Annotated in this window: 23 protein-coding genes; 5 read left to right on the top strand and 18 right to left on the bottom strand. The window is 48.9% G+C overall.

What is annotated here, in order from left to right; genetic code table 11:
• Positions 1–4 precede the first annotated feature (4 nt).
• From LG384_RS08405 to LG384_RS08360, 10 genes are all read right to left on the bottom strand, one after another.
• Entirely contained in the window at positions 5–1135 is a 1131-nt protein-coding gene (locus LG384_RS08405; protein WP_225760749.1) for an ABC transporter permease, read from the bottom strand.
• Positions 1125–2408, bottom strand: coding sequence for an ABC transporter permease (locus LG384_RS08400; RefSeq protein WP_200011931.1), 1284 nt, complete (start codon positions 2406–2408; stop codon positions 1125–1127). Before LG384_RS08400 ends, LG384_RS08405 begins: the two co-directional genes overlap by 11 nt.
• Before the next feature lie 2 nt (positions 2409–2410).
• Positions 2411–3790 (bottom strand): Fe-S-containing protein, encoded by a 1380-nt coding sequence (locus tag LG384_RS08395; protein WP_225760748.1) that lies wholly within the window; start codon positions 3788–3790, stop codon positions 2411–2413.
• A gap of 201 nt (positions 3791–3991) precedes the next feature.
• A complete protein-coding gene (locus tag LG384_RS08390; protein ID WP_045441492.1) occupies positions 3992–4519 on the bottom strand; it encodes an iron transporter in 528 nt (175 codons plus the stop codon).
• A gap of 29 nt (positions 4520–4548) precedes the next feature.
• Positions 4549–6498: an FTR1 family protein gene (locus LG384_RS08385; RefSeq protein ID WP_370637075.1), complete on the bottom strand. Its 1950-nt coding sequence runs from the start codon at positions 6496–6498 to the stop codon at positions 4549–4551.
• Between the two features lie 272 nt (positions 6499–6770).
• Positions 6771–7523 (bottom strand): NADH:ubiquinone reductase (Na(+)-transporting) subunit C, encoded by a 753-nt coding sequence (gene nqrC, locus LG384_RS08380; RefSeq protein WP_045441490.1) that lies wholly within the window; start codon positions 7521–7523, stop codon positions 6771–6773.
• Positions 7524–7718: 195 nt separating this feature from the next.
• Positions 7719–8225 (bottom strand): protein disulfide oxidoreductase, encoded by a 507-nt coding sequence (locus LG384_RS08375; protein WP_045441489.1) that lies wholly within the window; start codon positions 8223–8225, stop codon positions 7719–7721.
• On the bottom strand, positions 8215–8838 hold the full coding sequence (locus LG384_RS08370; protein ID WP_048221688.1) for a DsbA family protein: 624 nt from the start codon (positions 8836–8838) through the stop codon (positions 8215–8217). The genes LG384_RS08375 and LG384_RS08370 overlap by 11 nt, the downstream gene beginning before the upstream one ends.
• Complete coding sequence (locus tag LG384_RS08365) at positions 8835–10715, bottom strand: protein-disulfide reductase DsbD (protein WP_225760746.1); 1881 nt, start codon at positions 10713–10715, stop codon at positions 8835–8837. Before LG384_RS08365 ends, LG384_RS08370 begins: the two co-directional genes overlap by 4 nt.
• A 48-nt stretch (positions 10716–10763) precedes the next feature.
• Positions 10764–11126: a hypothetical protein gene (locus LG384_RS08360; RefSeq protein ID WP_045441486.1), complete on the bottom strand. Its 363-nt coding sequence runs from the start codon at positions 11124–11126 to the stop codon at positions 10764–10766.
• A 412-nt stretch (positions 11127–11538) separates the two neighbouring features.
• Here LG384_RS08360 and dsbA point away from each other — a divergent pair, with 412 nt between their 5' ends.
• The 4 genes from dsbA to LG384_RS08340 all read left to right on the top strand — a co-directional run bounded on the left by dsbA (position 11539) and on the right by LG384_RS08340 (position 14434).
• Entirely contained in the window at positions 11539–12162 is a 624-nt protein-coding gene (gene dsbA, locus LG384_RS08355) for a thiol:disulfide interchange protein DsbA (RefSeq protein WP_225760745.1), read from the top strand.
• 216 nt (positions 12163–12378) lie between these two features.
• Positions 12379–13299: a curved DNA-binding protein gene (gene cbpA / locus LG384_RS08350; RefSeq protein WP_048221691.1), complete on the top strand. Its 921-nt coding sequence runs from the start codon at positions 12379–12381 to the stop codon at positions 13297–13299.
• Entirely contained in the window at positions 13299–13604 is a 306-nt protein-coding gene (gene cbpM / locus LG384_RS08345; RefSeq protein WP_045441483.1) for a chaperone modulator CbpM, read from the top strand. Before cbpA ends, cbpM begins: the two co-directional genes overlap by 1 nt.
• A 143-nt stretch (positions 13605–13747) precedes the next feature.
• Positions 13748–14434 (top strand): Crp/Fnr family transcriptional regulator, encoded by a 687-nt coding sequence (locus tag LG384_RS08340; RefSeq protein WP_045441482.1) that lies wholly within the window; start codon positions 13748–13750, stop codon positions 14432–14434.
• A 46-nt stretch (positions 14435–14480) separates the two neighbouring features.
• Here the strand turns inward: LG384_RS08340 and LG384_RS08335 are convergent, their stop codons facing one another.
• The 5 genes from LG384_RS08335 to LG384_RS08315 all read right to left on the bottom strand — a co-directional run bounded on the left by LG384_RS08335 (position 14481) and on the right by LG384_RS08315 (position 18591).
• The gene (locus LG384_RS08335; RefSeq protein ID WP_045441481.1) at positions 14481–15317 is read right to left on the bottom strand and encodes an outer membrane protein OmpK; all 837 of its coding nucleotides are present in this window, start codon (positions 15315–15317) and stop codon (positions 14481–14483) included.
• A gap of 95 nt (positions 15318–15412) precedes the next feature.
• Positions 15413–16567, bottom strand: coding sequence for an MFS transporter TsgA (gene tsgA, locus LG384_RS08330; protein ID WP_045441480.1), 1155 nt, complete (start codon positions 16565–16567; stop codon positions 15413–15415).
• A gap of 38 nt (positions 16568–16605) precedes the next feature.
• The gene (gene deoD / locus LG384_RS08325; protein ID WP_048221692.1) at positions 16606–17313 is read right to left on the bottom strand and encodes a purine-nucleoside phosphorylase; all 708 of its coding nucleotides are present in this window, start codon (positions 17311–17313) and stop codon (positions 16606–16608) included.
• 186 nt (positions 17314–17499) lie between these two features.
• Complete coding sequence (locus LG384_RS08320; RefSeq protein WP_045441478.1) at positions 17500–17856, bottom strand: YcgJ family protein; 357 nt, start codon at positions 17854–17856, stop codon at positions 17500–17502.
• 78 nt (positions 17857–17934) lie between these two features.
• On the bottom strand, positions 17935–18591 hold the full coding sequence (locus LG384_RS08315; RefSeq protein ID WP_048221693.1) for a FadR/GntR family transcriptional regulator: 657 nt from the start codon (positions 18589–18591) through the stop codon (positions 17935–17937).
• A 145-nt stretch (positions 18592–18736) separates the two neighbouring features.
• Here LG384_RS08315 and LG384_RS08310 point away from each other — a divergent pair, with 145 nt between their 5' ends.
• The gene (locus LG384_RS08310) at positions 18737–20053 is read left to right on the top strand and encodes an anaerobic C4-dicarboxylate transporter family protein (RefSeq protein ID WP_081918197.1); all 1317 of its coding nucleotides are present in this window, start codon (positions 18737–18739) and stop codon (positions 20051–20053) included.
• 89 nt (positions 20054–20142) lie between these two features.
• Here LG384_RS08310 and LG384_RS08305 read toward each other — a convergent pair whose 3' ends face one another.
• The 3 genes from LG384_RS08305 to LG384_RS08295 all read right to left on the bottom strand — a co-directional run bounded on the left by LG384_RS08305 (position 20143) and on the right by LG384_RS08295 (position 24820).
• A complete protein-coding gene (locus tag LG384_RS08305) occupies positions 20143–21459 on the bottom strand; it encodes an anaerobic C4-dicarboxylate transporter family protein (RefSeq protein WP_045441476.1) in 1317 nt (438 codons plus the stop codon).
• Positions 21460–21521: 62 nt separating this feature from the next.
• Positions 21522–22898: an argininosuccinate lyase gene (gene argH / locus LG384_RS08300; protein ID WP_045441475.1), complete on the bottom strand. Its 1377-nt coding sequence runs from the start codon at positions 22896–22898 to the stop codon at positions 21522–21524.
• A gap of 674 nt (positions 22899–23572) precedes the next feature.
• Complete coding sequence (locus LG384_RS08295) at positions 23573–24820, bottom strand: VasL domain-containing protein (protein ID WP_225760744.1); 1248 nt, start codon at positions 24818–24820, stop codon at positions 23573–23575.
• Between the last annotated feature and the right edge of the window lie 61 nt (positions 24821–24881).

Genomic DNA, 24881 nt, shown 5'->3' with positions numbered 1-24881 from the left:
GGCGTTACTCTCCTTTCAACACTTTTGCGGGTTCGACACTGACCGCGCGCCGGACCGGAACAATCGCCGCCAGAATGGCGACCAGTAAAGATAACGTCAGGGTGACAGGCAGCACTGGCCAGCGTAGCGAAATTGCAGCATTGAATACGGTCAGCCCCAGCAATTGGGCCAACAGATACCCTAAGATCCACCCGCAAACCACCGCAGCCAGCGCGATAATGCAGGTTTCCAGGAGAATTTGCCGGACAATATCACCGTTGCTGGCACCCAACGCTTTTTGCAGAGCAAACTCACGGGCGCGTTCACCAACAATGGCCATCAGCGTGGTGTTCACACACAAAGAGGACAATGCAAGGATCACCACCGATACCAGCCCCATTAACCCTTTTATCTTATCCAGTACCTGTCCTTCTGAAGCAGAGACTTTCCGTATTGGACGGATCTCCAGATCCGGGTATTGAGCCTGCAAGCGGTTAGCATAGTTTTCCACCTGACCGACATCGTTGCTGACACTCATCAGCCCATGGCTGATTTTACCGGGCTGATGCAGCCACGCCTGCGCCACGTCAAGACTCACAATCAGCATGTTATCTGTCGCATCACCAGCTTCAACAATGCCTTTAATCTGTAGGTTTTTACGTTGATTGTGATCCACCAGGGTGATGCTATCGCCCGGCTGGACACTAAGACGTTCCGCCAGTTTGACGCCAATCATCGCATTGCGATCGTCAAAGCTGACACCAATCCAACTCCCCTGTACCTGCCAGTACGGCACCAGCCTTTGCAAGGATTCAAACCACACGCCGACAATGACCACCTTCTCCAGTTCAGTGCGCGCCATACCGTATAGCCATGGGCTGGCTCCGTGAACCAGACCTTGTGGTGCCTGATCCAGAATGGTCTGCAACTCTTGCTGTGTCATGCTGGAGCCGTGGCCTGGCCCGATGTAGAAATTCGCGCCAAAGGTACGCAATTCTTCACTCATTTTGGTATTGATATCGAACCACCCCGCAGATAGCGCGGTCACGATGGTCGCCCCCACCATCAATGCGGCAAATACCACGCTAACCCGCTGAAAGCGCAGACGCAGAGCCCGCCATACCAGTAGCCAGAGCATTGTGCGTTTAGCGGCCATACAGCACCTCCACAGGATACAGACGAGCAATGCGCCGAGCCGGGAACCACGTGCCAATCAGGGCAATTAGTACCGCAATCACCAATACACAGGGCACTACAATCCAGGCAAAATTCAATGGCGCATCAAATAGCATCAAGCCAATCGCTTTCGCCATTCCCCATCCGGCTACGCATCCCAATGCCCCTCCGGCCAGTCCACTGGAAGCCGCTTCAAGATAGAACAACAGCATGATTTGCCACTGATGTGCTCCAAGCGCCTTCATCAGGCCGATCTCTTTAGCGCGTTCCATAATGGTGCTGGTCATCAGTGACGCAATCCCCATTGCCGAAGCTGCCAGTGCTGCGACGGTTACAACCCCCATCAGCAACTGAATTTTATCGATAACGACACCTTCAGATGCGGCAACCTGCCACACAGGACGGACTTCTGCCCCGGAAATAGCCTCCTCCAGTTGATGCGCAATAGACGAGACATAGGCCGTGCAGTACCAAAGGTCGTACTCTTCAGCATTCAATGCGTCGAGATTTTCACGCGCCCGGCGCGAAAGCTCGTTTTCCGGCACCGTCAACGCCGAGACGCGAATGGCCTGCACTTTGCCTGGTAAACCGAGAAGCGTTTGCACCGTGCTCAACGGCATAACCAGTTGGTTATCTTCATCTCCACCGCTGGAGAGGATTCCGCTGACTGTCACGGTCAATGTTGTTTTACCGTTACGTATTACCAGTTGATCGCCCGGCTTCCAGCCCGTTTGTCGTGCCAGGGCATGTCCCACCAGAGTTTGAGGGGCATCGCCTGCAGGCTCCTGCGGCCAGTCGCCAGTAACCTGCCAGAACGGGCTCACTGTTTTCTGCCCCGTCTCAAACCCTTCTTCATCTGGAATATCCACCGGCTGGCTGAAGAAGGTGCCAAGAATACGTACCTCTTTGCCATCAACGTCGACTTCACCACCGAGCATAGGGGCAAAGCCGACAATGTTGTTACGCCAGAAGATATCCTTAATGTTTGGCAGTTCCGCTTCATCAAGGAAATCCTGCCCCGATAGTGGGTTACTGTTTTCACTGAAAAGCGCAGGCAACGCCGCCTGCCCGGCGGGTTCAATCAAAATATTGGCACCGTAAGACTTCAGCTCTCTGGACATTTTATCGCCAATATCAATCGACACCGCCAGCAGTGCAGAGATCAGGCTGGATGCGAGAAATACCGTCACAATAGCCAGTCCCTTGCGCCGGAGATTGCGCCCCCAGGATTGTCGTAACATTCGCCACAGCATTGTTACTCCTCCCTCAGTTCGTCAGGTACGAACTGTTCCGGAGTGTTACGGAAGCGGTCGTAGTTTGCTTCAGACGAGAAGAACCAGGTTTTGCCACCATAGCTGTATTTGTAGTCAGCCGAGGTATTCGTCAACCGGGAACCATCAACCGGATCGGTCACATTAATGGTCATGACCGTCGAGAAGTAATTCACGCCCGCTGCCAGCTCTTTACCCGGGATCACCAGCTCTTTCTCATCATTACGCCAGTTTTCAATCGGCACCGGGTTACAACCGCCAGGTTTACCAATCGAAGGAATGAAAATGTGTACCCCGCAGGCCACGCAGATAACCTGATTCCCTTCCATCACGTAGCCCTGATCGCCACAAAGCAGACAGGCGTCAAAAACCACGCCCAAACGCAATTTGTCGGGATAGCGGTTAATCACGAAAAAACGTACAGCTTTACCGTCGTCTGCCACCCAGACAAAGCGGTGCAACTTGCCATCACGGAGTTGTTCTATCGGCAGATGTACCATGCCATCGCTGGCAAGTTGTACCGGAACTGCTTCTGATAACTGCGGCGGCTGAGATGCGACTTTTTCCCACCACAGTTGTCCGGCGATCACAACCACCGCGCATCCCAGCGTCACCAGCCAGAGACGGAACGCATTTCGACGATGCGCCAGTGCCAGTCGATGAGCAATCGGCTCATCGGTTTCACGCGTCAGGCGGATAGCACGCAGCAGCGCCGGTACCCAGCACAGCGCCAGAACAAGCAATAGAGCAGCTCCCAACCAGTTATATAACGCCGCGTTGTTTGTCACTTTGGCCACGAAGCTCAATAGCGATTTTGCCAGCGGTAGCACCTGCAGCTTCATTAACAACAGCAGTAGATTGCCGCTTAATGGCAGCCAAATCATGACCATCAGGATCAGTGTTAACGGCCAGTAGAGCCCGCGAATACGCCGTAACAGCATGGCGCAAAGCACTCCCGCCAGGCAGAGGATCGCAAAAGCCAATAGCATTGCCGTCAGATTCAGCAGCAGGTCGGTATTTAGCACATGGGTACTGGTTAATCCGCCAAGATTAGGATCCAGCGCCCAGTGTCGAGCAGCGCCAAACACAAGGATACCCTGCCACAGGTAGCGAATGCGGTTTGATACCCACCAGAAGCTCAACACAAACAACAGCGTGATCATCACTTCGGTGCCGACCAGCAGCAATTGCACCGGCTGCGTGCCACGGAGTGTGAGTCCCGCCAGCACGCCAACGATCAAGCCTGTGAATAAGGTCCAGACGAGTGGGCGTAAAGAAGGAGGATCGTTGCGACTCCACAGAACCCCGGAGAGCAGCGCAATGCAGAAAAAAACCTGTAGCGTCGTGACAAAAAAATAACTCATAACATCGACTCTGTACGGCGGATTGAATGATGTAACTATCCAGGTACATCGATAATGTAGAGCCTGCCCATCAAACGTTCAGGCTTGCGGTCAGTTGGGAGATGAGCAGCGCAGAACAAACCGTGGGTACATGTCGTACTTAGGGATGTGAGCACTGCCCGGTCCAAAATGGCAAATAAAGCAGCCTGATGGGAAAAGCGCTTAGTTCAGGCCAACGTATTTAAATTCATAGCTCACATCAAATGGCTTCCACCAGCGACCAACACCCGTATCACTGTCTGTGTGACGGTGCATACCTGCTTTTGACGGTGGTTCGATGTGATAGGTCACTTTGTAGTTACCCACACCCATCATTTTGATGTTCGCGCCGTAATGAGGACCATCGCTGGCGACCATCGGCATGAAGGTACCTTCTTGTTTTTCACCTGTATCACTGTTAATTAAGGTGTAACTGATGGTCAGATAAGGGATCCATTCGCCTGCGCCAAAACCATTTTTACTGCCTTCCACTGCGTGAATATCCGCCTCAAGGTGAATATCGGCTTTTGCTGCCGGTAACCCCATGCCGCGCGGCTCCATATCGATCGGCTGCAGATAGACAGCAGCCAGTTCCATCTCATTCATGGTGACAGGCTCGCCTGCCGGATACTCCTTAAAGGCAAACGCAGCCGGAGCAGTGAAAATACTGGCCATCACTGCACTGGCAATCAGGGTTTTCTTCATGGTCATCAGACATATCCTCTCGTCTTAAATAACAGCTATAGATTATTTTTTATCGTTTCCCCAGGGACTGTGCTTTTCCGCCGCATCACCCACAGCGCCACCAGCGCTGCAAGCAGCAATACGGCCTGCGGTAATAACGTTTCCATGTAGGGATAAATTCCCAACCAGCTGATTTCAGGGAAGCCGTTAATCAACGTCGGCTGGAACAGTTTGCCTTCCACCAGTTCCAGAACCCCTTTGCCCGCAAACACAAAGGCCATCAGGTACATAAAACTGCCGGTAAACATAAAGAACGGCTTCAACGGCAGGCGTACTACCGAGTAGCGCATGAGCAGCCAGGCGGCCAGCAGAACAACACAGCCGATAACAAAGCCTGCAGCAATCGCCATATGCCCGGAAACATCATTCGCATCCCCGACCAGGGCGTAGTAAAACAGCACGGTTTCCGCCCCTTCGCGATAAACAGCCAGGAAGCTGGTTAGCCACAGTCCAACCAGTGAACCACGGGAAAGTGAGTGGGACAGCTTTCCTTCCAGCCAGGCTTTCCAGTGGCGTGCTTCGACCTTAGACAGTAACCAGTAGCTCATGAAGAACAGCATGACGACGGCAATCAGCATCGTTATGCCTTCGAGCAATTCACGACTGGCGCCAGAATTAGTGAACAGAAGCTGGAATATCACAGCGGTAATGACGCTGGCGATCAGCGCAACAATCACCGACTGACGAATAAGCGGTAACTTATCCTGGTGATTGTTTTTCACCATATAGGCCACGATAGCCGCCACAATAAGCAGTGCTTCCAGCCCTTCGCGAACAATGATCATCAGGCTATAGAGCAGCAGGCTCCACTGGGTCTCTTCGCCTTCTCCCAACATCGCCACCGCTTTTTGTAGATCCTGCTCCAGTGCGCTGGCTTCTGCGTTGAGCCTTTCCACTGGCTGACCCGCTTTCATCAGGCTAACCAGACGCGTGAAGTAAGCCTCCAGCGTGGTTTTAAACGCTGAGTCACGGGAGCCTATTTTGTTTTCCATACCGCTGGCTTCAAAGCGGTCAAAGTAACTGTCCTGCACATCCAGAATGGCATTCTTCGCATCGCCCCCTTGATAGCGGGCAATCGCTTCCTGAATACTTTGATTGATACCCATCGACACCGCAGTCCAGTCTGCGCGTGCTTTGTCATCCTCTGCCGCTGGAGCGTTACCCGTATTTTGCGACGCTGCAACCTGCTGTTCGTCACGGGTAGTGGGCAGACCGGGCAGAAGATCCTCAATATCCTGTAACAACGTTGTGACCTGATAAGAAACATCATTGAGGTGATCCGGCTGCGCGGTGAGCGCAATCAGCGCAGAAAATTGCTGATTAATCGCTGCTGCGTCTTTTGCCGATCGATTCTGTCTGATCGACATTTCCATCTCTGAGTTTTTAAAACCCTGATAGTGCGCCTGTTGAACGTGCTGGCTGGCAACGCTGAGATTCCCGGCCTGATAGTTATTTACTGCCTGGGCCAGCAAATCGTCGATAGTGCGGAAACTCTCTTGCCAGTGTACGGCGATATCGGTTCTGGAAAACGCATTGTGCTGCTCTTCGGCAACCAGGCGATGCCCGCCATCCAGCACAGGTTCAACTTCACGCAGCGATGCCTTCAGCCAGTCGATTTTAGCCTGCACGTCAGAGAGAGATTTTTTTTCGCCAATCATGCGACGGATCTCACCGAAAGCGCTTTCCATCTCATAACTCTTGCTGGCTGAAATGTTGATACGAATCGGACCTTCAAGGTTTTCGAATACCTCAAAGTAGGCCATTTGCACCGTGCGACGCGCTTCATCAGTTTGCTGTTGAGAGTAAAGTTCTGCCGTTTTATCAAGACGTTGCTCGATATCCTCAATAAAGGGGGCATAGTTTGTTGCAGCCCATACGTGAAGGCTTACAAGCAAGCCACACAAAGTGAACAGCAGGAAAGAGCAGAACTTACGCACGGTACGCATCCCGTAAAATACAAATGATAATTATTATCATTATCGATTTTTGACTGCGTTGTACATGACCTGGATCATAAAAATGTCAACGGGTGACAAGTTATGTAAATTTATTTCATAAAAATGTGATGGATACGAAGTTGAGGCTGGCAGGATTTATTAATGAAGCCGTTAATTCAGGAGTATTTATACACCGTGCAGAATAGCGTTCCCCCATACTCGCTGACACAAATGAAGCCGACAGCGGGCATGAGGGAAAACGTTATTTAAAACAAAAAGTGTCAGGGCATCATTATATCAGGATCACGAGTAATACGTTGTAGAAAACGACCATAACCCTGTTCGCCTGTCCAGTAGTTAATACTTTTCTCTACACCCGTCGATGTCAGAGTCGCACCAGAAATACCATCTACCGTATATTCATCGATATGCTCTGGTTTTTCCTGAATTATTCTCAGCGCCGGCTTCCCGTTATTATCAACCACTTTTTTACCCGGCCATTGTTTACGCCAGTTCTCATCTTCCACTCTGGCCCCCAAAAAAGGAGTTTCCCGCTGCTGGTAGTAATACAGGTTTTTAACTGTACGCCCGTCAAGGTCAAGAGCAAGGAAGGCGTGCATCATAGACTTCGCCCCTTTACCGAAAACAGGAATTATAATTTGTTGAATTTTATTGTTTTTATTTTTCACCAGATAAACATCTGCAATTACGCAGCGCTGGTGGATCCTGGCGGGATCATGCTCCGGAGCGAGCTTCTTACATCCTTGCGTTATGGCATCGTCAGCTACCCACTCCCCGGAATCCAGATTGACCTTTCGCGCTAAAATATAACGTTGAAATAAATTATTTATAGTTTTTTCATCCTGTGCATCTGATTTTAGCAAGCCCGCAGCATGCAGAATGGCGGCATTTTTCTCTTCACTGGTCGGTTCGGTGACTTCCCCCTGGAACACCATAAACCAGGCAATAGCGGCAATAAAAATAAGGACACAAAACACCATCATTGATGCAACAATAACTTTACCCTTGTGCATTCTTCTATAATCCCTGTAAGAAATAAGATATTTAAAACGCCTTCAGGTATGCCATTACCTTTGTAGATTTGCAACTACAGAAGCGATGAAAACTATATAATCATTACGATATAGCTTTGAGCTTTAATATCAGAACAACATGTTTTTACTGCCATTTTATCGTATAAAAAATGCCGGGTTTCCCCGGCACAAAAATCACCACGTTTTCGCCCACCACAGCCGTATCTTCATCCCCCAGTAGCTGGTCCAGCCACTGGTTGTCGATACCACACGACCTTGCGACATCACCACTAGCGTGGGAGTGACGCTAATATCCCAACTGCGGGATATTGTGCCCTCAGCATCGTTAATAACCGGAAATGCCACACCTTTGCGCGACAGCCAGTGAGCAACATCCGCTTCGCTACCGGAACGTAGCGCGATGGTCATAATGTTTTCCCCTTCTGATCGCAGCCTGGCGACTTCCGGCGTGGTGAAGCGACACACACCACACCAGCTTGCCCAGAAATAGATCAGCACCGGCTCCTCATTACTGAGTGCGGCGAGGGTGACGGTTTCGCCATCCAGCGTCTGCAAAGGCGTACTGTCAAACGATGCTGGCAGTTGAGGCGCGCGCCATACATCCATCAGCAGCATCGCCCCGGCTAACAACGCCAGTAAGATCAGCCCTTCGCGCAGCCAACGACGCAGTTTACCGCTCATTGGCAGCCGCCAGTTTTTCTTTGACCACTTCTTCAAGCGTTTCCCACGACACAGCGCCTGGTATAAGCTCATCACCAATTATCGTAGCCGGCGTTCCCCGCACACCCACCAGCCGCGCCAGTTGCAGGTTAGTGCTCAGTGTCTCTGAACTTTTATCATCCAGATTTACCGGAGTGGCTGCGGCTTTTTCCTGCGCCTGCTTAATACTGGCAGCCGTGTGGTAGCCCCTCTTCTGCATCAGTTTTTCATGCAGCGCCAGAAACTGCTGCGGATGCTCGCGCCACGTTGTCAGCGCAGTCCGCGCCGACAGTACGGAGCTTTCCCCTTTAAACGGCAGCGGTTTAATCACCACCGCCACGTCAGGATACTTTTGCACAATTTTTTCCAGCATAGGATCCAGTTGCTTGCAGTACGGACAGTTGTAATCGGTGAAGTTTATCAGCGTCAGTTTCGCCTGCTTTGTACCAATACGCGGGCTGTCAGGATCGTTAAACAGCGCTTCCTGAATGAGCGCTTCAATTTGCTTTTCCTGTTCCGGTGTAAACGGTGCAGGCTCTTTCGCTACGCTGACGGTTGAAAACAGGGCTAACAGCAAAACAATCAGGATCTTCATGGATTGACTCCTTTGGCATCTGCCAGTGTTTTTAACACCGCCTCGCGGGTTAACAATGTTGGCAACGCCTGACCTTCCGGCAGACCGGGGCCATAAATTTGGTTAAACGGCACAGCAACCTGGCCACGTTTTTTCAGAAATGCGGTGATGGCTTCAGAAGGCAGCGTCCAGTCGCCGCGTAACGCCACTACATCAGGCTGTTGCAGTGCGGCCTGGACGTCTTCTTTATGCAATACGTTGTATTTATTTACCTTACAGGTAATGCACCAGTCGGCGGTTACATCAACGACTACGCGCTTATGTTGGGCAAGCGCATCGTCGATGGCCTGCTCGCTAAGCGGTTGCCAGTTCACACTCTCTTTCACTGCACTTTGTGTGAAAACACCCAGATGCGGGAGCAGTAACGTTGCCAGCCAGATAGCAGAGCCGAGCATCATCCCCCCCAGAAGACGTCGCAGGATGTTCATCCAGCGCCCCGGACGTGGTAACCGCAATGCCAGACCCGGTCGGAGAGCCACCAACAGCCATGGCAAGCTCATGCCCAGCCCCAGTGCGAGAAAAAGTCCCCATAGCGTTGGAAGTGAAGCCGTAAGCGCCACCGCTACCGCGGTCCCGAGAAACGGTGCACTGCACGGCGTGGCGAGCAGCGTAGCAAAAGCGCCCTGCCAGAAATGCCCTGCCAGACCGTTGCCACCGCGAGTAGCCAGCGTGGTTGTCATTGTGGAAGGAAGCCGGAATTCAAACAATCCGAACAGACTGGCGCTAAACGCCAGCATTACCAGCACCATAACGCCAATAAACCACGGGCTCTGGAACTGGATCCCCCAGCCGAGTGCCTGATTGGTCATACGCAGCACCGTCATCAGCAATGCCAGGGCCATAAATGAGACCAGAATTCCGGCCACCGACGCCAGAAACTGACGGCGAACCTGACGACGACTTTTCTCTTCGACAAGCAAAATTGAACCCAGCTTCATGCCCAAAACCGGTAGCACACAGGGCATCAGGTTCAGGATCAGACCACCCAGCAGCGCCATCGCAACCACCTGCCACATCGCAGGTGCGGCGGTATCCGCAGCCGGAGCATCTCCTATAGCAAGTCGACTTTCCTGCGCAACGCCATTATCAGCCAGGACCAGCGTGACCCGCTTGCCGCGTAAATCCGGTGCGCCTTCTCCCCAACTGTCATGGACAGGTACTGTCGCCAGCAGCGTGTCTCCATCAATGCGGATTTGCGGCATACCGAAATCCACATCATCGACGGTATCCAGATAAAGTCCGGGCGTAGACCAGCCTCCCGCGCGGTGCGCTTCGACCACCAACTCTCCAGCCCGCGCCCCTGCGCTGAGCGTATCTGTCAGGCCGCTGGCAAGCGGGATCTGCCCCATTGCCTGGGCATAATCATGCGCAAATGTCGGATCCTGAACAGAAGGTGTTACGGAAAAAGGAAAATCCGTCAGCAGGCAGACATTGCTGCACGTTGATAGCGTCAATACGCCATTGATCGTGGCTGGCAGCGTGCCGTGTACCACCATCGGGAATGTCACCTTATCGTGATACCCCTGGGTAGTGATATTGGCGACCTCAAAGCGCGCAGGCGTTGGCCAGAACCAATCCACTGCGGGCATTTCACCTTTCCAGGTGACAGACGGCGCGACACCGCCCTCTCCCGGCGAACGCCAGTAGGTTTTCCAGCCATCTTCCAGCTTCACATCCAGCAGTAGACGGGCTTGCCCTTCAGCAGATGTATCGGCACGCAGCCGGACGCTGGCATGGTCGTTATCGGGTGAACGCAGCCAGCCGATGTCAGCCGCCCAGGATACGGGCAGCCATAGCAATAACAGGCAGAACAGCGCCTGCCTGAAAACAGTCATCATATTTTTTCTCCGTGAATGATTATCTAACAGTCAGCAACAACGGTTTGGTCATTCACGGAAGACACAGAATCTGAGATGAACCCTAAGCGTGGGCGGCGAGATGGCTCGCGGTGGGAAAAAAGGCAGACGAAAAGCCCGCACTGGCGCTAACAGCGACAGAAGCAGGCATAGCACCAGGATCGCCCCTTCAAACAGCACAGGCGGCGACGCCAGTAACGACTTCGCGCTCAATTCACAAGGGGTAACGGGTGAGGCGTCATCGGTATCCGTTTGCGCGCTCGCGACGACAGCAGTGGCGGCGGTATTCATCTGCAACGCATGCAGACCCGCCATGCGTTGCGCGGTGCAAACTATCACCACAACACATGCCAGGCAGAGGAACCACCATCCCATCCGTTGACGTTTCGCCATTATACCCTCACTGATTGACGCGAGTTATCTTAGCCACTGGTGAGGTTTTGGCAACCTTTACGCTGTAAAGTTATGTCGGTACCGGAGATTAACATCTGCTGTTCATTATCACACCCGGCCACGAAATAATAATCAATGCCAGCAATAATTTCAAAATCAAAAATGACACCTCTAATAAAACAACATGAAAATATCACCACAGGTATTATTCATTATTTTCGAGGCATCTCCGAGAAAACCCCGTGACAGATTATAAGAAAATATTAAAAATGTACTTTCGCGTATTGATGCGTAAATGAAAGTAAGGACTGGAGCATTTCCTCAATAAAAACAATATTATAATTAAACGGACTAATATCTTGTCCATTATAAAAACGCTTTGTTTGTTAAATGTTATTCAGAGTATATGGAAATGAAAAAATATTTATTACCCCTGATCGGCTTACTTTTTACCGTTAGCACTCAAGCCGCATCATTTACCGATGGCAAGCAGTTCATCTCACTGGAGAAACCCGTACCTGCAGCACCAGCAGCACTGAAGTTTTTCTCCTTCTATTGCCCCTCCTGCTATCAGTATGATGAAGTTTTCAAAGTGACTGATAACGTGAAAAAAGTCTTGCCCGCTGATGTCAAACTCACCGAGTATCATGTCGACTTTTTAGGTCCTCTGGGACCAGACATGACGCATGCCTGGTCAGTTGCCATGTTGTTAAACGTGGAAGATAAAGTCAAACCTTTACTGTTTGATGCCGTTCAGAAAAAACAAACCATTAAAACAGCGGACGATATTCGCAATATATTTATCAACGCCGGTGTGAGTGCCAGTGATTATGACGCAGCATGGAATAGTTTTGCCGTGAAATCATTGACAGCCAAACAACAAGAGCTGGCTAAAGCTGTAGATTTAAAAGGCGTACCCGCAATCTTTATCAAGGGTAAATATATGATTAATCCTAAAGGATTAAATTCAGATGACTTAAATTCTTTTGTACAGAGCTACGCTGACACTGTCCAGTATCTTATTTCCCGCCCCTGATGTTGAGTTAATACCATTATACGCACCACACAACAGGATCCAGCCCCTCTCTGGTGACTGTTGGTGGTGTAATGCCTGTTCCTTGTCATATCGTCTTCTCCTCCTTTCATGTCATGGTTGGCATTCACCCTTATGAGGATTACCCTAAACTTATTGGTAGATGCCTTTCCCCAGAGGTATCCTTCTTCTATGTGTTGATTTACACGAGAGAGCGCTATGGAATTAAAGGATTATTACGCCATCATGGGCGTGAAACCGACGGACGATCTCAAGACAATCAAGACCGCCTATCGTCGACTCGCCCGCAAATACCATCCCGATGTCAGTAAAGAATCCGATGCCGAAGCCCGTTTTAAAGAAGTTGCTGAAGCATGGGAAGTACTGAGCGATGAACAACGTAGAGCCGAGTACGATCAGTTGTGGCAGCACCGCAACGACCCGCAGTTCAACCGTCAGTTCCAGCAGGGCGATGGACAGAATTACAATGCTGAAGACTTCGACGACATTTTCTCCTCTATTTTTGGCAAGCATGCTCACCATTCACGGCAGCGTCATGCCAGTCGGGGTCACGATATCGAAATCGAAGTTGCCGTTTTTCTCGAAGAAACGCTTACTGAGCATAGCCGTACCATCAGTTACAGCCTGCCGGTATACAATGCTTTTGGTCTGGTAGAGCGCGAAATTCCGAAAACGCTGAACGTGAAAATTCCGGCCGGCGTGGGTAACGGCCAACGCATTCGTTTGAAAGGCCAGGGTACTCCCGGTGAGAACGGTGGACCGAACGGCGATTTATGGCTGGTCATTCATATTGCGCCTCATCCGCTGTTTGACATTGTTAATCAGGATCTAGAAATTGTCGTTCCCCTCGCCCCGTGGGAAGCCGCTTTGGGCGCGAAAGTTACCGTACCCACCCTCAAAGAGAGCATTCTGCTGACTATCCCACCTGGTAGCCAGGCCGGGCAGCGTTTACGAATTAAGGGCAAGGGGTTGGTAAGCAAAAAACATACCGGCGACCTGTATGCGGTGATCAAAATCGTGATGCCACCAAAACCTGACGACAACAGCGCCGCACTGTGGCAACAGCTGGCAGAGGCACAGAAGTCCTTTGATCCGCGCAAAGAGTGGGGGAAAGCATAATGGCTAACGTTACCGTCACCTTTACTATTACCGAGTTTTGTCTGCACACCGGCGTTTCTGCAGAGGAACTTAATGAGATTGTCGGTTTAGGGGTAATAGAACCCCGTGAAGACGAGACTGCCCACTGGCAGTTTGACGATCATGCCCTGGCCGTTGTGCAGCGCGCTTTGCGCCTGCGTCAGGAGCTGGAGCTTGACTGGCCAGGAATAGCCGTTGCGTTGACATTACTGGAAGAGAACGCACATTTACGACAGGAAAACCGCTTGCTGAGACAGCGTCTGTCCCGCTTTATCTCTCATCCATGACGCATTTATTGCCAGTCACCAGGGGGCAGCATCGCTCTGCCCCTTTTTTCTCCCGTCAGTCCCACCCCAGCGTTAATGACATTAACCGGCAGATAGCATACATTCTGAGGTAAGAATTATCCTAAAGCATAAGACGTTGAGCCATGCAGCTTAAACCACTCACAAAAGGCCGTTTTCATAACATCTGGCAGCAAGATGATGCCTTTATCGAGAAGACATTCCAGGAACTGCTATCAGAGACACAGCTCATTCATGAGGATGAGTATCTCTATCATCAGGGGCAGGTTGTCGACCGTCTGATTATGGTGCAATCAGGAAGAATCTCTCTGCGTTACAGCGCTGAGAATGGTCGCCGTTTTCAACTTGGCGCGATGGAGTGTGACGAACAACTTTTTGGTGAGATGGAGTTCTTTACGGGCTATCGCTGCCAGCTTGATATTGTGGCCGAAGAGCCGCTCACCGTTGCGGTATGTAGTTGCGATCGGCTGGAAGAAGCGTTAAATCAGCACCCCAGACTGGCAATCTTCTTCGCCAGCGCAATGGCTGTCGACTACCAGGATATGCTGGAAATTTTCCTGCACCGGATGCTCTATCCGATCGTGCATAACGTAGCTTACGATCTTTATCGACAGCATCAAAACAAGCAACCCATGGATGGTTTCAGTAAAAAATATCAGGAAGCTGAGCGATTCGGCACTACCGACCGGGTCTACCGGCGGGCGGTTAAAGCACTTACTGATGCAGGCCTGGTAACGCAAACAAAGCAAGGCCTGGAAATCAAAGATCTGGATGGGCTACGGCAATTTCTGGGAAACGACATCATCGACTGACACACCAACACCGGGTCCGGAATGTTGGCGTGTCCGTCAACAACAATTAGAACTTATAGGTAAGGCTGAAGTAATGGCCGATACCCGTTGTACGCCCTGCTCCGCCGTGATTTTCCATCAATGCCATATTACGGAAATACTTCAATCCGTAACCCACTGCGTAGTGCTCTGAATGCCAGTAAATGCCGTTATACCATTCAATCGCGTTGTTGCTGTACAACGCCTGATCAGCAATCTTATTGGCAGCAAACTGGTAGTCAAAGTACCCCTGATAGTTTAAATAGCTGCCATTGGCGAAATGATAAAACGGCGTCGACCAGTTTGTTGAAAACATGTAGCCATCCCACTTACCTTCGTTATCTGCACCATAGTTTTCACGAACGTAGTGAGCGTAGAGGTTCATCCCCACCATACCGAACCACGGTACCTTAACATCTGTTCCCAGGCCGATATAATGTTCGAATAATTCCCGGTCACCAATGTTGTTCACGGTTGAGATATAGAATTCGTTAAACGGGCCAACAGATAAATCTCTGTTAAAGATGGCATCAAGTGAAAAACGCGGTGATATTTTGGCAAAAAAGTTATCACCACCGTGACGATCGTCATGCTTGCTATCAAAAACATCAAAGAAATCAACGTAACCATAAAGATCGACAATACCAGAGCGAGCACCAAATTCCAGTTCAAGATACGTGTCGTTGCGAATGCCATAAGGAACCTTAGCATCAACGCTTTGCATTAAATTCATCTGCATCCAGTTGAAATCATTCTTCCGAATATTGCCATCAGTATAATCAGCAGCAACAGCATGGGCACACCCCATACTCATAACAGCACCAACTACCAGATTTTTAATCATTGATATATTTTTCCGCAACATATTCAATTCCTTTGAGAAAGATTGAACGGCGCCACACACAGAATAGTTGTGTGGCGATAGTTCTTAATTAGAGGAAGGTAAGTGTTTTGCAATAATTATTGACGTTTGAGCTTCAGTGTTCCCAGCAACATGATAAAAATAACCAAATACAATACTGGTATTGCGTACATAATTTTTTGCAATCCCATCGTTTTTTCCATTACCGCGCTGATTGCCGGGCTAAACATTGCTCCTGCACTACCGCTAATTAAAATGTAAGAAACGTTCTGGCTACTTGCACGCTTCACAAAAGAAACACCGTAAGCAATAAAGGAGTTATACAGTGCGGCGCACACAAAGCCATAACTGTAGGCCAGATAATCTAACCCTGAAATATCTTTCTTCGTTACAATGATCGTAGTGATAATACAAGCCAGCAAAATAATACTTAACAGGAAATAATGTATCTTCACGCGGGCAACAATCCCGGTTGACACTAACGCGCCGACCAGTGCGGCCCCCCAATACTGAGTAATAATATTTCCGGCTTCTTCAAATGGAATACCAAATTTATTCTTAACAAACAGAGGTGCCCATGTCAGGAAGGTATAAAGCGCCAACATACCTAAAAACAGACCAATCCCACCGCTGATAATCCCAGGATTCCACTCTGACTTCACCGCTTCTGTCTGGCCAGAAACATGTGTTGTTTCGCAAGCTGCAAAGCGAGTTAGTGCCACAATACCAAGGGTCAGTAAGGCCACCATACCAACGCTAAGGTAGCTGTAACTCCATGACATATTGTGGGTTAGCGCGAAGGTCGTAATCAACGGGAAAACCACCCCCGCAACGTTAAACGTAGCATCCTGCACCACCAGCATCGTACTCTGAATACGATCCTGCCAGACAGAAACCACGATCGTACCTGCCACGCATAGGCCAATACCGCCACAAAAACCGACGAGGGTCATAGCGACCATCACTGGCCATAAACCACTACTTAAATGCATTGTCAGTGCGCACAGGAAAACTATCGAATAGATAATTAACGTCATACGTTTTACACCGACTTTTTCAATCAGGAAAAAAGCGGCGATCGTGCCCGCTAATGCCCCTCCGTTCAGTAACGAAAAAATAGATGCGACAGCATTCACATCGGCATTGTAACGCATTGCAATCGGTTCAATCAGCATACCAAACTGACTGGCAAACCCTGCCATAATAAAATTTGCCAGAAAACTAATCAGCGTAAGTGCTATTTTATTCTTCATATAAAGACATCCCTGATTGGTTCAATAAAATTTCTTCGCTAAGCTGTAACTGCTGTATTCAGTGCCAGCTCAATCATATTATTAAAGGTTAATTGCCGTTCCTCCGCAGTCGTTTCTTCTCCCGTCAGGCAGTGATCGGACACGGTTAAAATCGCCAGCGCCTCAATCCCAAACTGATGTGCTAAGGCATACAATCCAGCCACTTCCATATCGACTCCCAGAACACCAAACTTCTCCAGTGCAGGAATTAAATTATCATCAGGATCGTAATAAAGATCGCCACTGAAAACATTTCCGACTTTGATATCAATGCCCGCTTTTTGCGCCAGAATCCATGCTTGTTGTAATAATGGGAAGTGTGCCGACGTTGCCATTGTATAGCCAGAACTACGTTTCAGATTCGTGACTGAGTCCGTGCCGGCTGCGACGGCAAGAATAATATCGCGCATTTTAATATGATGCTGTGTTGCCCCCAGACTACCCACCCGAATAATTCTCTGGACACCAAAATCATGTACCAGCTCATGTGCATATAACGTCATCGACGGTATTCCCATACCGTGACCCATTACTGAAACAGGTTGTCCGAAATAGTATCCGGTATAACCCAGCATATTGCGCACGTTGGTAACTTCCCGGTAATCTACCAGGTAATTTTCAGCAATAAACTTAGCGCGTAACGGATCACCAGGCATAATAACAGTTGAAGCAAAATCACCCGGTTTGGCATTAATATGTGCAGTCATAACAATTCCTGAATCATTTATATTGAAGATATGCAGGGATTGTAACCAGACGTATGCAGAGAATTGAGGACAAAAGTCCTGCTGAGAGGATCGGCCTCTCATTTTTGAGAGTTATTGTTGTTGCGTTGCCGTACGGGGAAAACGCCGCCACCCCGCGCGACAGTCACGGGGTGACATCATGTCATATCAGGGCTTATCAGCGTGACCAAACAGTAACGCGGTATAATGGGGGTTCACTTTTCCGCTACGCTTACCGTCCGGACCAAAATAGCGATCGTCCCGGCACAGACGCTCATTGGTGTCACAAAACAGACCGCCCCGGAATGTAAAAGCGGTTGTATCAAATTGCCCGGCCGCTGCCAGCTTTTCGCCCTGCTTCTTGCCGACATACCTGGTGGTCAGCGCCACCGATATACCGTGCTTATTGGCACAGATCGATTTATCACACAGCACGCCCGGGGCCGGACTGTATGGCTCAACTGTCGCTGCGTTCACTGGCAATGACAGAACACTCACTGCCAGCAGGCCCAACACTTTTATCATCTTTCTCTCCTTATATTCTTCGCCAGCCGCTTTTGCCTGCTTCTCTCATCCGAACGGAATGACACCCGGGCGTAATATTTACAGTCGCTTTTCCAGTAAATGCGCTCTCATCAACTCCGAGGCGGCCTGTGCATCACCCTTTTTAATATGCGCCAGGATCTCTCTTTGTTTCGTCGCTGTATCAATGAAATACTGGCGGTCGTTGGCGGGTAATGACTCTCTGGTTTTTTCAAAGTAGGTAATCAGAACGTCAGAAAAAACCTGCAGGACACGATTGCCACTCGCCTGTAGCAGGAGTAAATGAAAATCCCTGTCATGGCGGTCAGCTTCCTGCGGATTGTCAGCGTTTTCCTCAATAAGCCGGAGTTCGTTTTCAAGTTTTGACAGCATTGCTGGAAAAATTCTTCGCGTTGCCAGAGGAATGATAGCGCACTCGATTAAGATCCTTGCCTCAGTAAACTCTGAGATATCAAACCCGGACAGGTCAAACTGCATCAACAGTTGGTTATTTATGTTATGAGAACCCACATTTTTTAACACACTACCCCGTCGGGGAGCGCGCTCAAGCATTCCCATTTGCACAAGCGTCCCGAGCGCCTGGCGAACTTTATATCTTGATGTATTAAAACGAATTGCAAGTTCAGTTTCTGTTTCGATACGTCCATCAGCATCTCGGTTTGCATCATCAAGCAGATAATTTTTAATATTTTCAAATAGTTCGTTTTTCTTATCCATATACACTCTCAGATTAAGGTACCGAAACAATCGTAAGTATAAATAATACAATAAGTTGAGTTAATTATTTTATTGTTATGATAAGATTATAACCCCTTATTATTCAAATTATATTAAGCTATTTGTTAATAAAAAGGAATTAATTATGATGTTATTCGTAACTCAGTTTGCGATAGTTCTTACATGTATTGGTATAGGCGGGCGTTTTGGCGGGATTGGTTTGGGTGCTGCGGGTGGGTTAGGACTGGCAATCCTGACTTTTGGATTTGGACTCCCCCCCGATTCTCCTCCGATAACAGTCATCTCCATCATTCTGGCTGTTATCACGTGCATCACTATTCTTCAGGCAGCTGGCGGTCTTGATTTATTTGTTACTATGGCGGAGCGGATCCTAAGGAAATGGCCAGGTGCAATAACCTTTCTGGGCCCTGCTGTTGCTTACCTTTTTACCGCTATTTGCGGGACAGGATATGTCGCTTTTTCCGTTTATCCGGTGATTGCAGAAATTGCAGCCGATGCCAGGGTTCGGCCAGAGCGAGCAATGTCGATGTCAGTTATTGCCGCTAATTTCGGTCTCATTGCCAGCCCGGTAAGTGCAGTCGTTACCGGAACAATCGCCGTTCTTGCCGGATTACATGTATCGGCTTTGGATATCCTGTCTGTCACAGTCCCCGGCACATTTCTTGGCTGTCTTGTTGGCTGTTTGTTTGTCTTTAAACGAGGTCATGAACTCGAAGATGATCCTGAATTTCAGCGCAGGATTGCGGAAGGTGAGTTTGAGTCAATAAAGGCTGAAGAACGCACTGCCAGCATGGTGACAAAAGAGGCAAAGAGAGGGTTGCTGATTTTCCTTACCGGTATCATCCTGGTTGTCGTTATGGGGTCAATTCCTGAATTACGTCCGGTGTGGAATAACGGTACCGGGATGGAGCGTATGAGCATCCCGACAACGTTGCAGATAATTATGCTGACAACAGCATGTATTATTATGATGGTGTGCCGAATTTCGCCTTCAAAACTCGACTCAGGATCTGTATTTAAAGCAGGACTGGTGGGAGTGGTCGCCATATTTGGTCTGTCATGGATGATGAACTCCTTCTTTGAGGCATGGCACGAATTATTTAACACCGCTTTCCACGGTTTTCATAATCCGGTGCTGTTTGGCATTATTGTGTTCGGTCTTTCCGCTGTGATTTACAGTCCGGCAGCGACGGCTGTGGCATTACTGCCTGCGGGTGTGTTAATGGGATATCCGGCAGAAACATTAATTGCCTTGCTTCCGGTAACCTGCGGATCATTCATTATTCCGGGGGGAGCGCAGATTGGCTGTGTTGCTTTCGACCGTACAGGAACAACACGTATTGGTAAGTATGTAGTGAATCACAGCTATATGTTACCAGGTCTGGTTACCGTTCTCGCCTCAACCATTTTCTGCTTTCTCATTTCTAATTTACTGGCGTAGCGCCGAAGCGACTGGAGAAAGTCTGCAAGGCATCCCCTTCTGATGAAGCACAGAAGAGGATGCCTGTAATTAGATTTACTACGCAAACTTTAAAGGACAACCTGCGCAATCAGGTAGGCAAAAATAACCTGAGAAATGACCATAACAAAACCCGGGCGAATGTAGCTATGGTTGATAACAAACCGCCCTATTTTAGTCGTACCTGTCCTGTCAAACGCAACACAACCAATTTGGTTGGCACCTGGAATAATGAAGTCTCCACATGTACAGGCAAGTATTGCGATTAGAAACGGCGCGGGAATATTTAGCGTAACACCTAACGGCATAATAGCAGCAACCGTTGCAGCAGGGCTCATAATAACCAGGGAGAACAAGAAAACAACCACGCCAAAGAGCATCGGAGCACCACTAACAATCCCCCCAAACACTTTTATCAGTTCTGGTTGGTAGGCATCAAAAAAGGTCGCTGTCATCCATGAAACACCGAGGATTGCTACCACCCCCATTAGACCTGCGCGGAAGACAGACCCCGTATTGAACGTATTACTGGGGACTTTGCTGACAATCATAATAAACAGCGCGGCTGTCAGCATGATCATCTGAATAACCATTGGCGTTGATAGCCTTTTCCCATCCCATGAAGGCAGAAGTCCGGTAAAAGATCCCAGGATGAGCACCAACATCACGCCAACTGCAAATATCGCGACGCCTTTTTTGGCACCTGGCGTAGCAACATACTCTTTTTTCTGCTCATTATGCATGAACTCATATTCACCAGCAGCAACACGGCGCTGAAACTCTGGATCATCTTCCAGCTCTTTACCGCGTTTGTAGACAGAAAAACTGGTAACAATTGCCGCCATAAAAAATGAAGGGAGAGCAATTGTCAGTATCTGTCCAAGAGTAATGCCGGCATATTCATGCAAAATAGCAAGCATCCCTGCGGTAGCTGCGCTCATCGGGCTGGCTGCGACCGCAACACTGGCAGCAATAACAGTTGCAGATAACGCTCGTTCTGGGCGAACCTTCGCCTCCGCCGCAACTTCAGCAACAACAGGATACAATGAGAATGCAACGTACGTGGTACCGCAGAATAGTGTAAATATGGAAGTTAATATTGGCGCAACAAACGTAATAGCCTGAGGTTTTTTACGCAGTAATTTTTCAGCCACACGCACAAGATAATCAAGCCCACCTGCGGCCTGCAATATACTCACTGCCCCAATAACACAAATAATAATTAACATGGCCGTAATTGATGGTGCGGATGGTTTTAATCCAAAACCTAAAACTAATATTGTTACACCAAGCCCACCACCCGCACCGAGCCCCATTCCGCCATAGCGCCCACCGATACCAATACAGGCGAGCACAATAAATAATTGTATAAAGAATAAAGCGTCCATTTTTCACCTTAAAGCACCTCCCGAATATTGCACCCGGGAGGCATTGATTATTATGACAGGGATTACTTTAAATAAGACTTGGCATTTTCAATTTGTTTTTTAACTGCATCAGGTCCGGTTCCGCCATAAGACATTCTCGCTTTAATACAGGATTCTAAGGAGATGCTATCGTAAATATCGTTCTCAATTTTATCATCAAAAGAATGGAACTCTTCTAATGTGAGTTCTTCTAGCATCTTTTTATGTTTAATACAGTAATTCACTGCACTACCAACAATATGATGGGCTTCCCTGAATGGGATCCCTTTGCGGACAAGATAATCTGCCATATCAGTCGCATTAGAGAATCCTCTGGCAGCGGCACCGCGAGTATTCTCCGAAAGAACAGTCATTTTCTCGAGCATAGGAGCCATAATTTTCAGGCTGGTTTGCAGAGTATCCATAGAATCATAGACCTGCTCTTTATCCTCACTCATATCAGTATTATAGGCGAGAGGGATCCCTTTCATGATGGTCAGCATTGCCATCAGATTTCCGTACATACGGCCACCTTTACCCCGCATTTTCTCAGCAACATCAGGATTTTTTTTCTGTGGCATGATGCTGGAACCCGTACAAAAATCATCAGAAAGCTCAATAAATTTGAAGTCCTGGCTGGAGAATAAAACCAGTTCTTCTGAAAGACGGGTGAGATGCATAAAACATACAGCTGCGGCTGCGGTAAACTCGACCATATGATCGCGGTCACTTACGGAATCAATACTGTTTTCTGTTGGCTTATCAAAACCCAATTCATGAGCGGTAAACTCACGATCAATTGGGAAAGTGGTACCTGCGAGGGCCGCCGCACCTAACGGACACTCACCCATGCGTTGATAGAGATCTTCGAATCGCGTCCAGTCACGGCGTAACATCCAGTAATACGCCATAATCCAGTGTGAAAGAAGAATAGGCTGACCTGTTTGTAAGTGGGTATAACCAGGCATTATCGCATTAATATTATTTTCAGCTTTGGCGATGATAATTTTTTGAAGATTGACAATATCCTGCTGAATTTCCCGAATTGTTGCTCTCATATGCATTTTAGAGTCAACGGTGGTTTGGTCGTTACGACTGCGCCCGGTATGCAACTTCCCACCAACAGGACCAATAATTTCTGTCATTCGTCTCTCAATAGCCATATGAATATCTTCATCAGCCGTATCGAAAACAAATTGCCCATCTTCAATCTCTTTATCTACCTGCCTCAGGCCACCAATGATGGTATTTGCTTCACTCTCAGTAATAATTCCCTGACGGCCCAACATCGTGGCGTGCGCAATACTCCCTTTAATATCAAAAGGGCAAAGACGCTGCTCCAGCATAATGGTCGCGTTATATGATTCGACTAGTTTATTTGTCGGCATATCAAAACGCCCACCCCATAACTTCGTAGACATAAAAACCTCCAGTATAAGTGTTGCAGAATGGTTAAATTTGGATTTAATCAGTTTTAATTCGTCCTCAGATTACAAAAGCACCATCTTAATTGTCAACAAATGAAGGCATTAAATCAATTTATACAGATATTAAATATATTTATTAAGCTTTATTACTTTCGCATTTATGGCTATAAAAATAAGATGTAGATCACATTTAAATGCAACTTGATTCAAAGTTGCATTTATTAAAGGCGCAAAAATGGAATAGAGATTATTTTATTTGGCGACAATTGAAGGGGGTATGTTTATTTTGGAGGGGGCAGCAGAAACGAATTTGCCCATCAGCAGGCTGGCCTTCGGTGAGAGACATGGATGTCTCTCATTAATCCCGATGAGCTTACTCTGGTAAGTGACTCGGGTATGCGAACGTAGTCAACGCCGAGGAAGCGTGAAGGATGACGTGTATATCAACGTGGGATACCTGGATCATGAGTGATCTGGGTGGCAGGTAACGGATAAAAAACTCGGGCAAGAGAATCCCTTACAAAGAGAGGTCCAACTCCCTCTTTTATCTGGCGGCAGATGGTGCGCTACGCGATGGCGATTATTACTGATACTAAAGCAAAAAATCGCAAACCCGGCGACAAACAGCTCCCGCGCGCAGCGGTCGTTGGACACTCATAACCCTTCTTTTAGGGCTTTACTGTCTGTTGTTTTATCAGCATGTAACGGTTAATTAGCTGATGCAGATGCATATCCGTTTGCAGCATCAACGCTTCTGGCGATTGTGCTCCAGCATCCATCAGACTCAGTTGGTACAGTTGTTCTTCAACTGGCACCGCCCGACTAAAATTCTGTGTGATGGCAAAGACCATCGATTTCAGTTCTGAGCCGGTCAGGTATTTCCCTTTGCGCTCATCCAGTGCATTCAGGCGCTGAGTTAATACCTGCAGACCACCCATGCCCTCATGCCAGCCAGAAAGCGATGATGCAGGCAAAGCGTTACTGCTGATGTAACGCTGCCATTGCACTTTCAATTTTTCAGCTTCAGTTGGTTGAGCAGTAGCAGCAAGCACAAAGCCGTAGTTTTGCAGCCACAGTGGTGATAGCTGCGCCAGCTCTGTCAGGGCGGCCTCATTTGCCACTATGGGTAACGGGCTGCTGGCTGGCGGATTTATTTGCTGCCAGCCCCACAGCCCTGCTGAACCCAGCACCAGCGTGGTCAGCACTCCCCCCACAAAACTTTTCCACGAACATCCCGTTCCCGGCTCAGAAGATTCAGGCACAATGCGTGGTGTGGCGAGGTCCTCACGGACAATGTAAATCAGAGGTTCAGACGGAACAGCAGATACCGGACTCACTGAGCTAACAGATGACGCGGGTATGGTCACAGCTCCCGTGTCACCACTGCCTGCATCAATATTTTCGAGGCGTATCACCGCATTATGCATAAAGGCGCACAGCTCCCCTATCTGACTGGCGTTTTTTAACTCCAGACGCTGCAAATGCTTACACAAAGCATCAAGGTGCTCTTCCGCCCTGTAAACCTGTGGCAGGTCAACATAATTCAGATCCAGCGTCCGCAACACTGAGTGCAGGCGCTGGGTGAATCCAGCGAGGATCTCCATCCTTGCATGGACCGGTTGCGGCCAGAGCGTTCCCCATTGATGCATCAACAAGGCTTCCAGAACAGCCAGCCCTTCATTAAGCCCCACCAGCCCCGCCATCCGTGTGCGTGCCAGCGTATACCAGCACGCCGTTTGCAGTTCGACGCCGTTCTGGCGAAACAATGCCAGACTCAGTTGCTCAACACGTCCCCAGTCAACATCAGGCCGCGCCGGGTGTGAGAGTTTGGCAAGCTCATCACGCAGAGCAGCATAATCCGCCAGCAGGCGCGGATCGCCGCCAGTTTTAACTTTACGAGAGTGAATGTCATTCATGACCAGATATCCATTTAACCTGTATGCTTATTGCCCGATTTTTGTCACGCAGAACGATAGC

Source organism: Citrobacter sp. Marseille-Q3906 (assembly GCF_916618775.1).
In the GTDB taxonomy this organism is placed as follows: Bacteria; Pseudomonadota; Gammaproteobacteria; order Enterobacterales; family Enterobacteriaceae; genus Citrobacter; species Citrobacter murliniae.
Note: the sequence above shows the minus strand (reverse complement) of the source record. Positions and strands in the feature narration are given on the sequence as shown.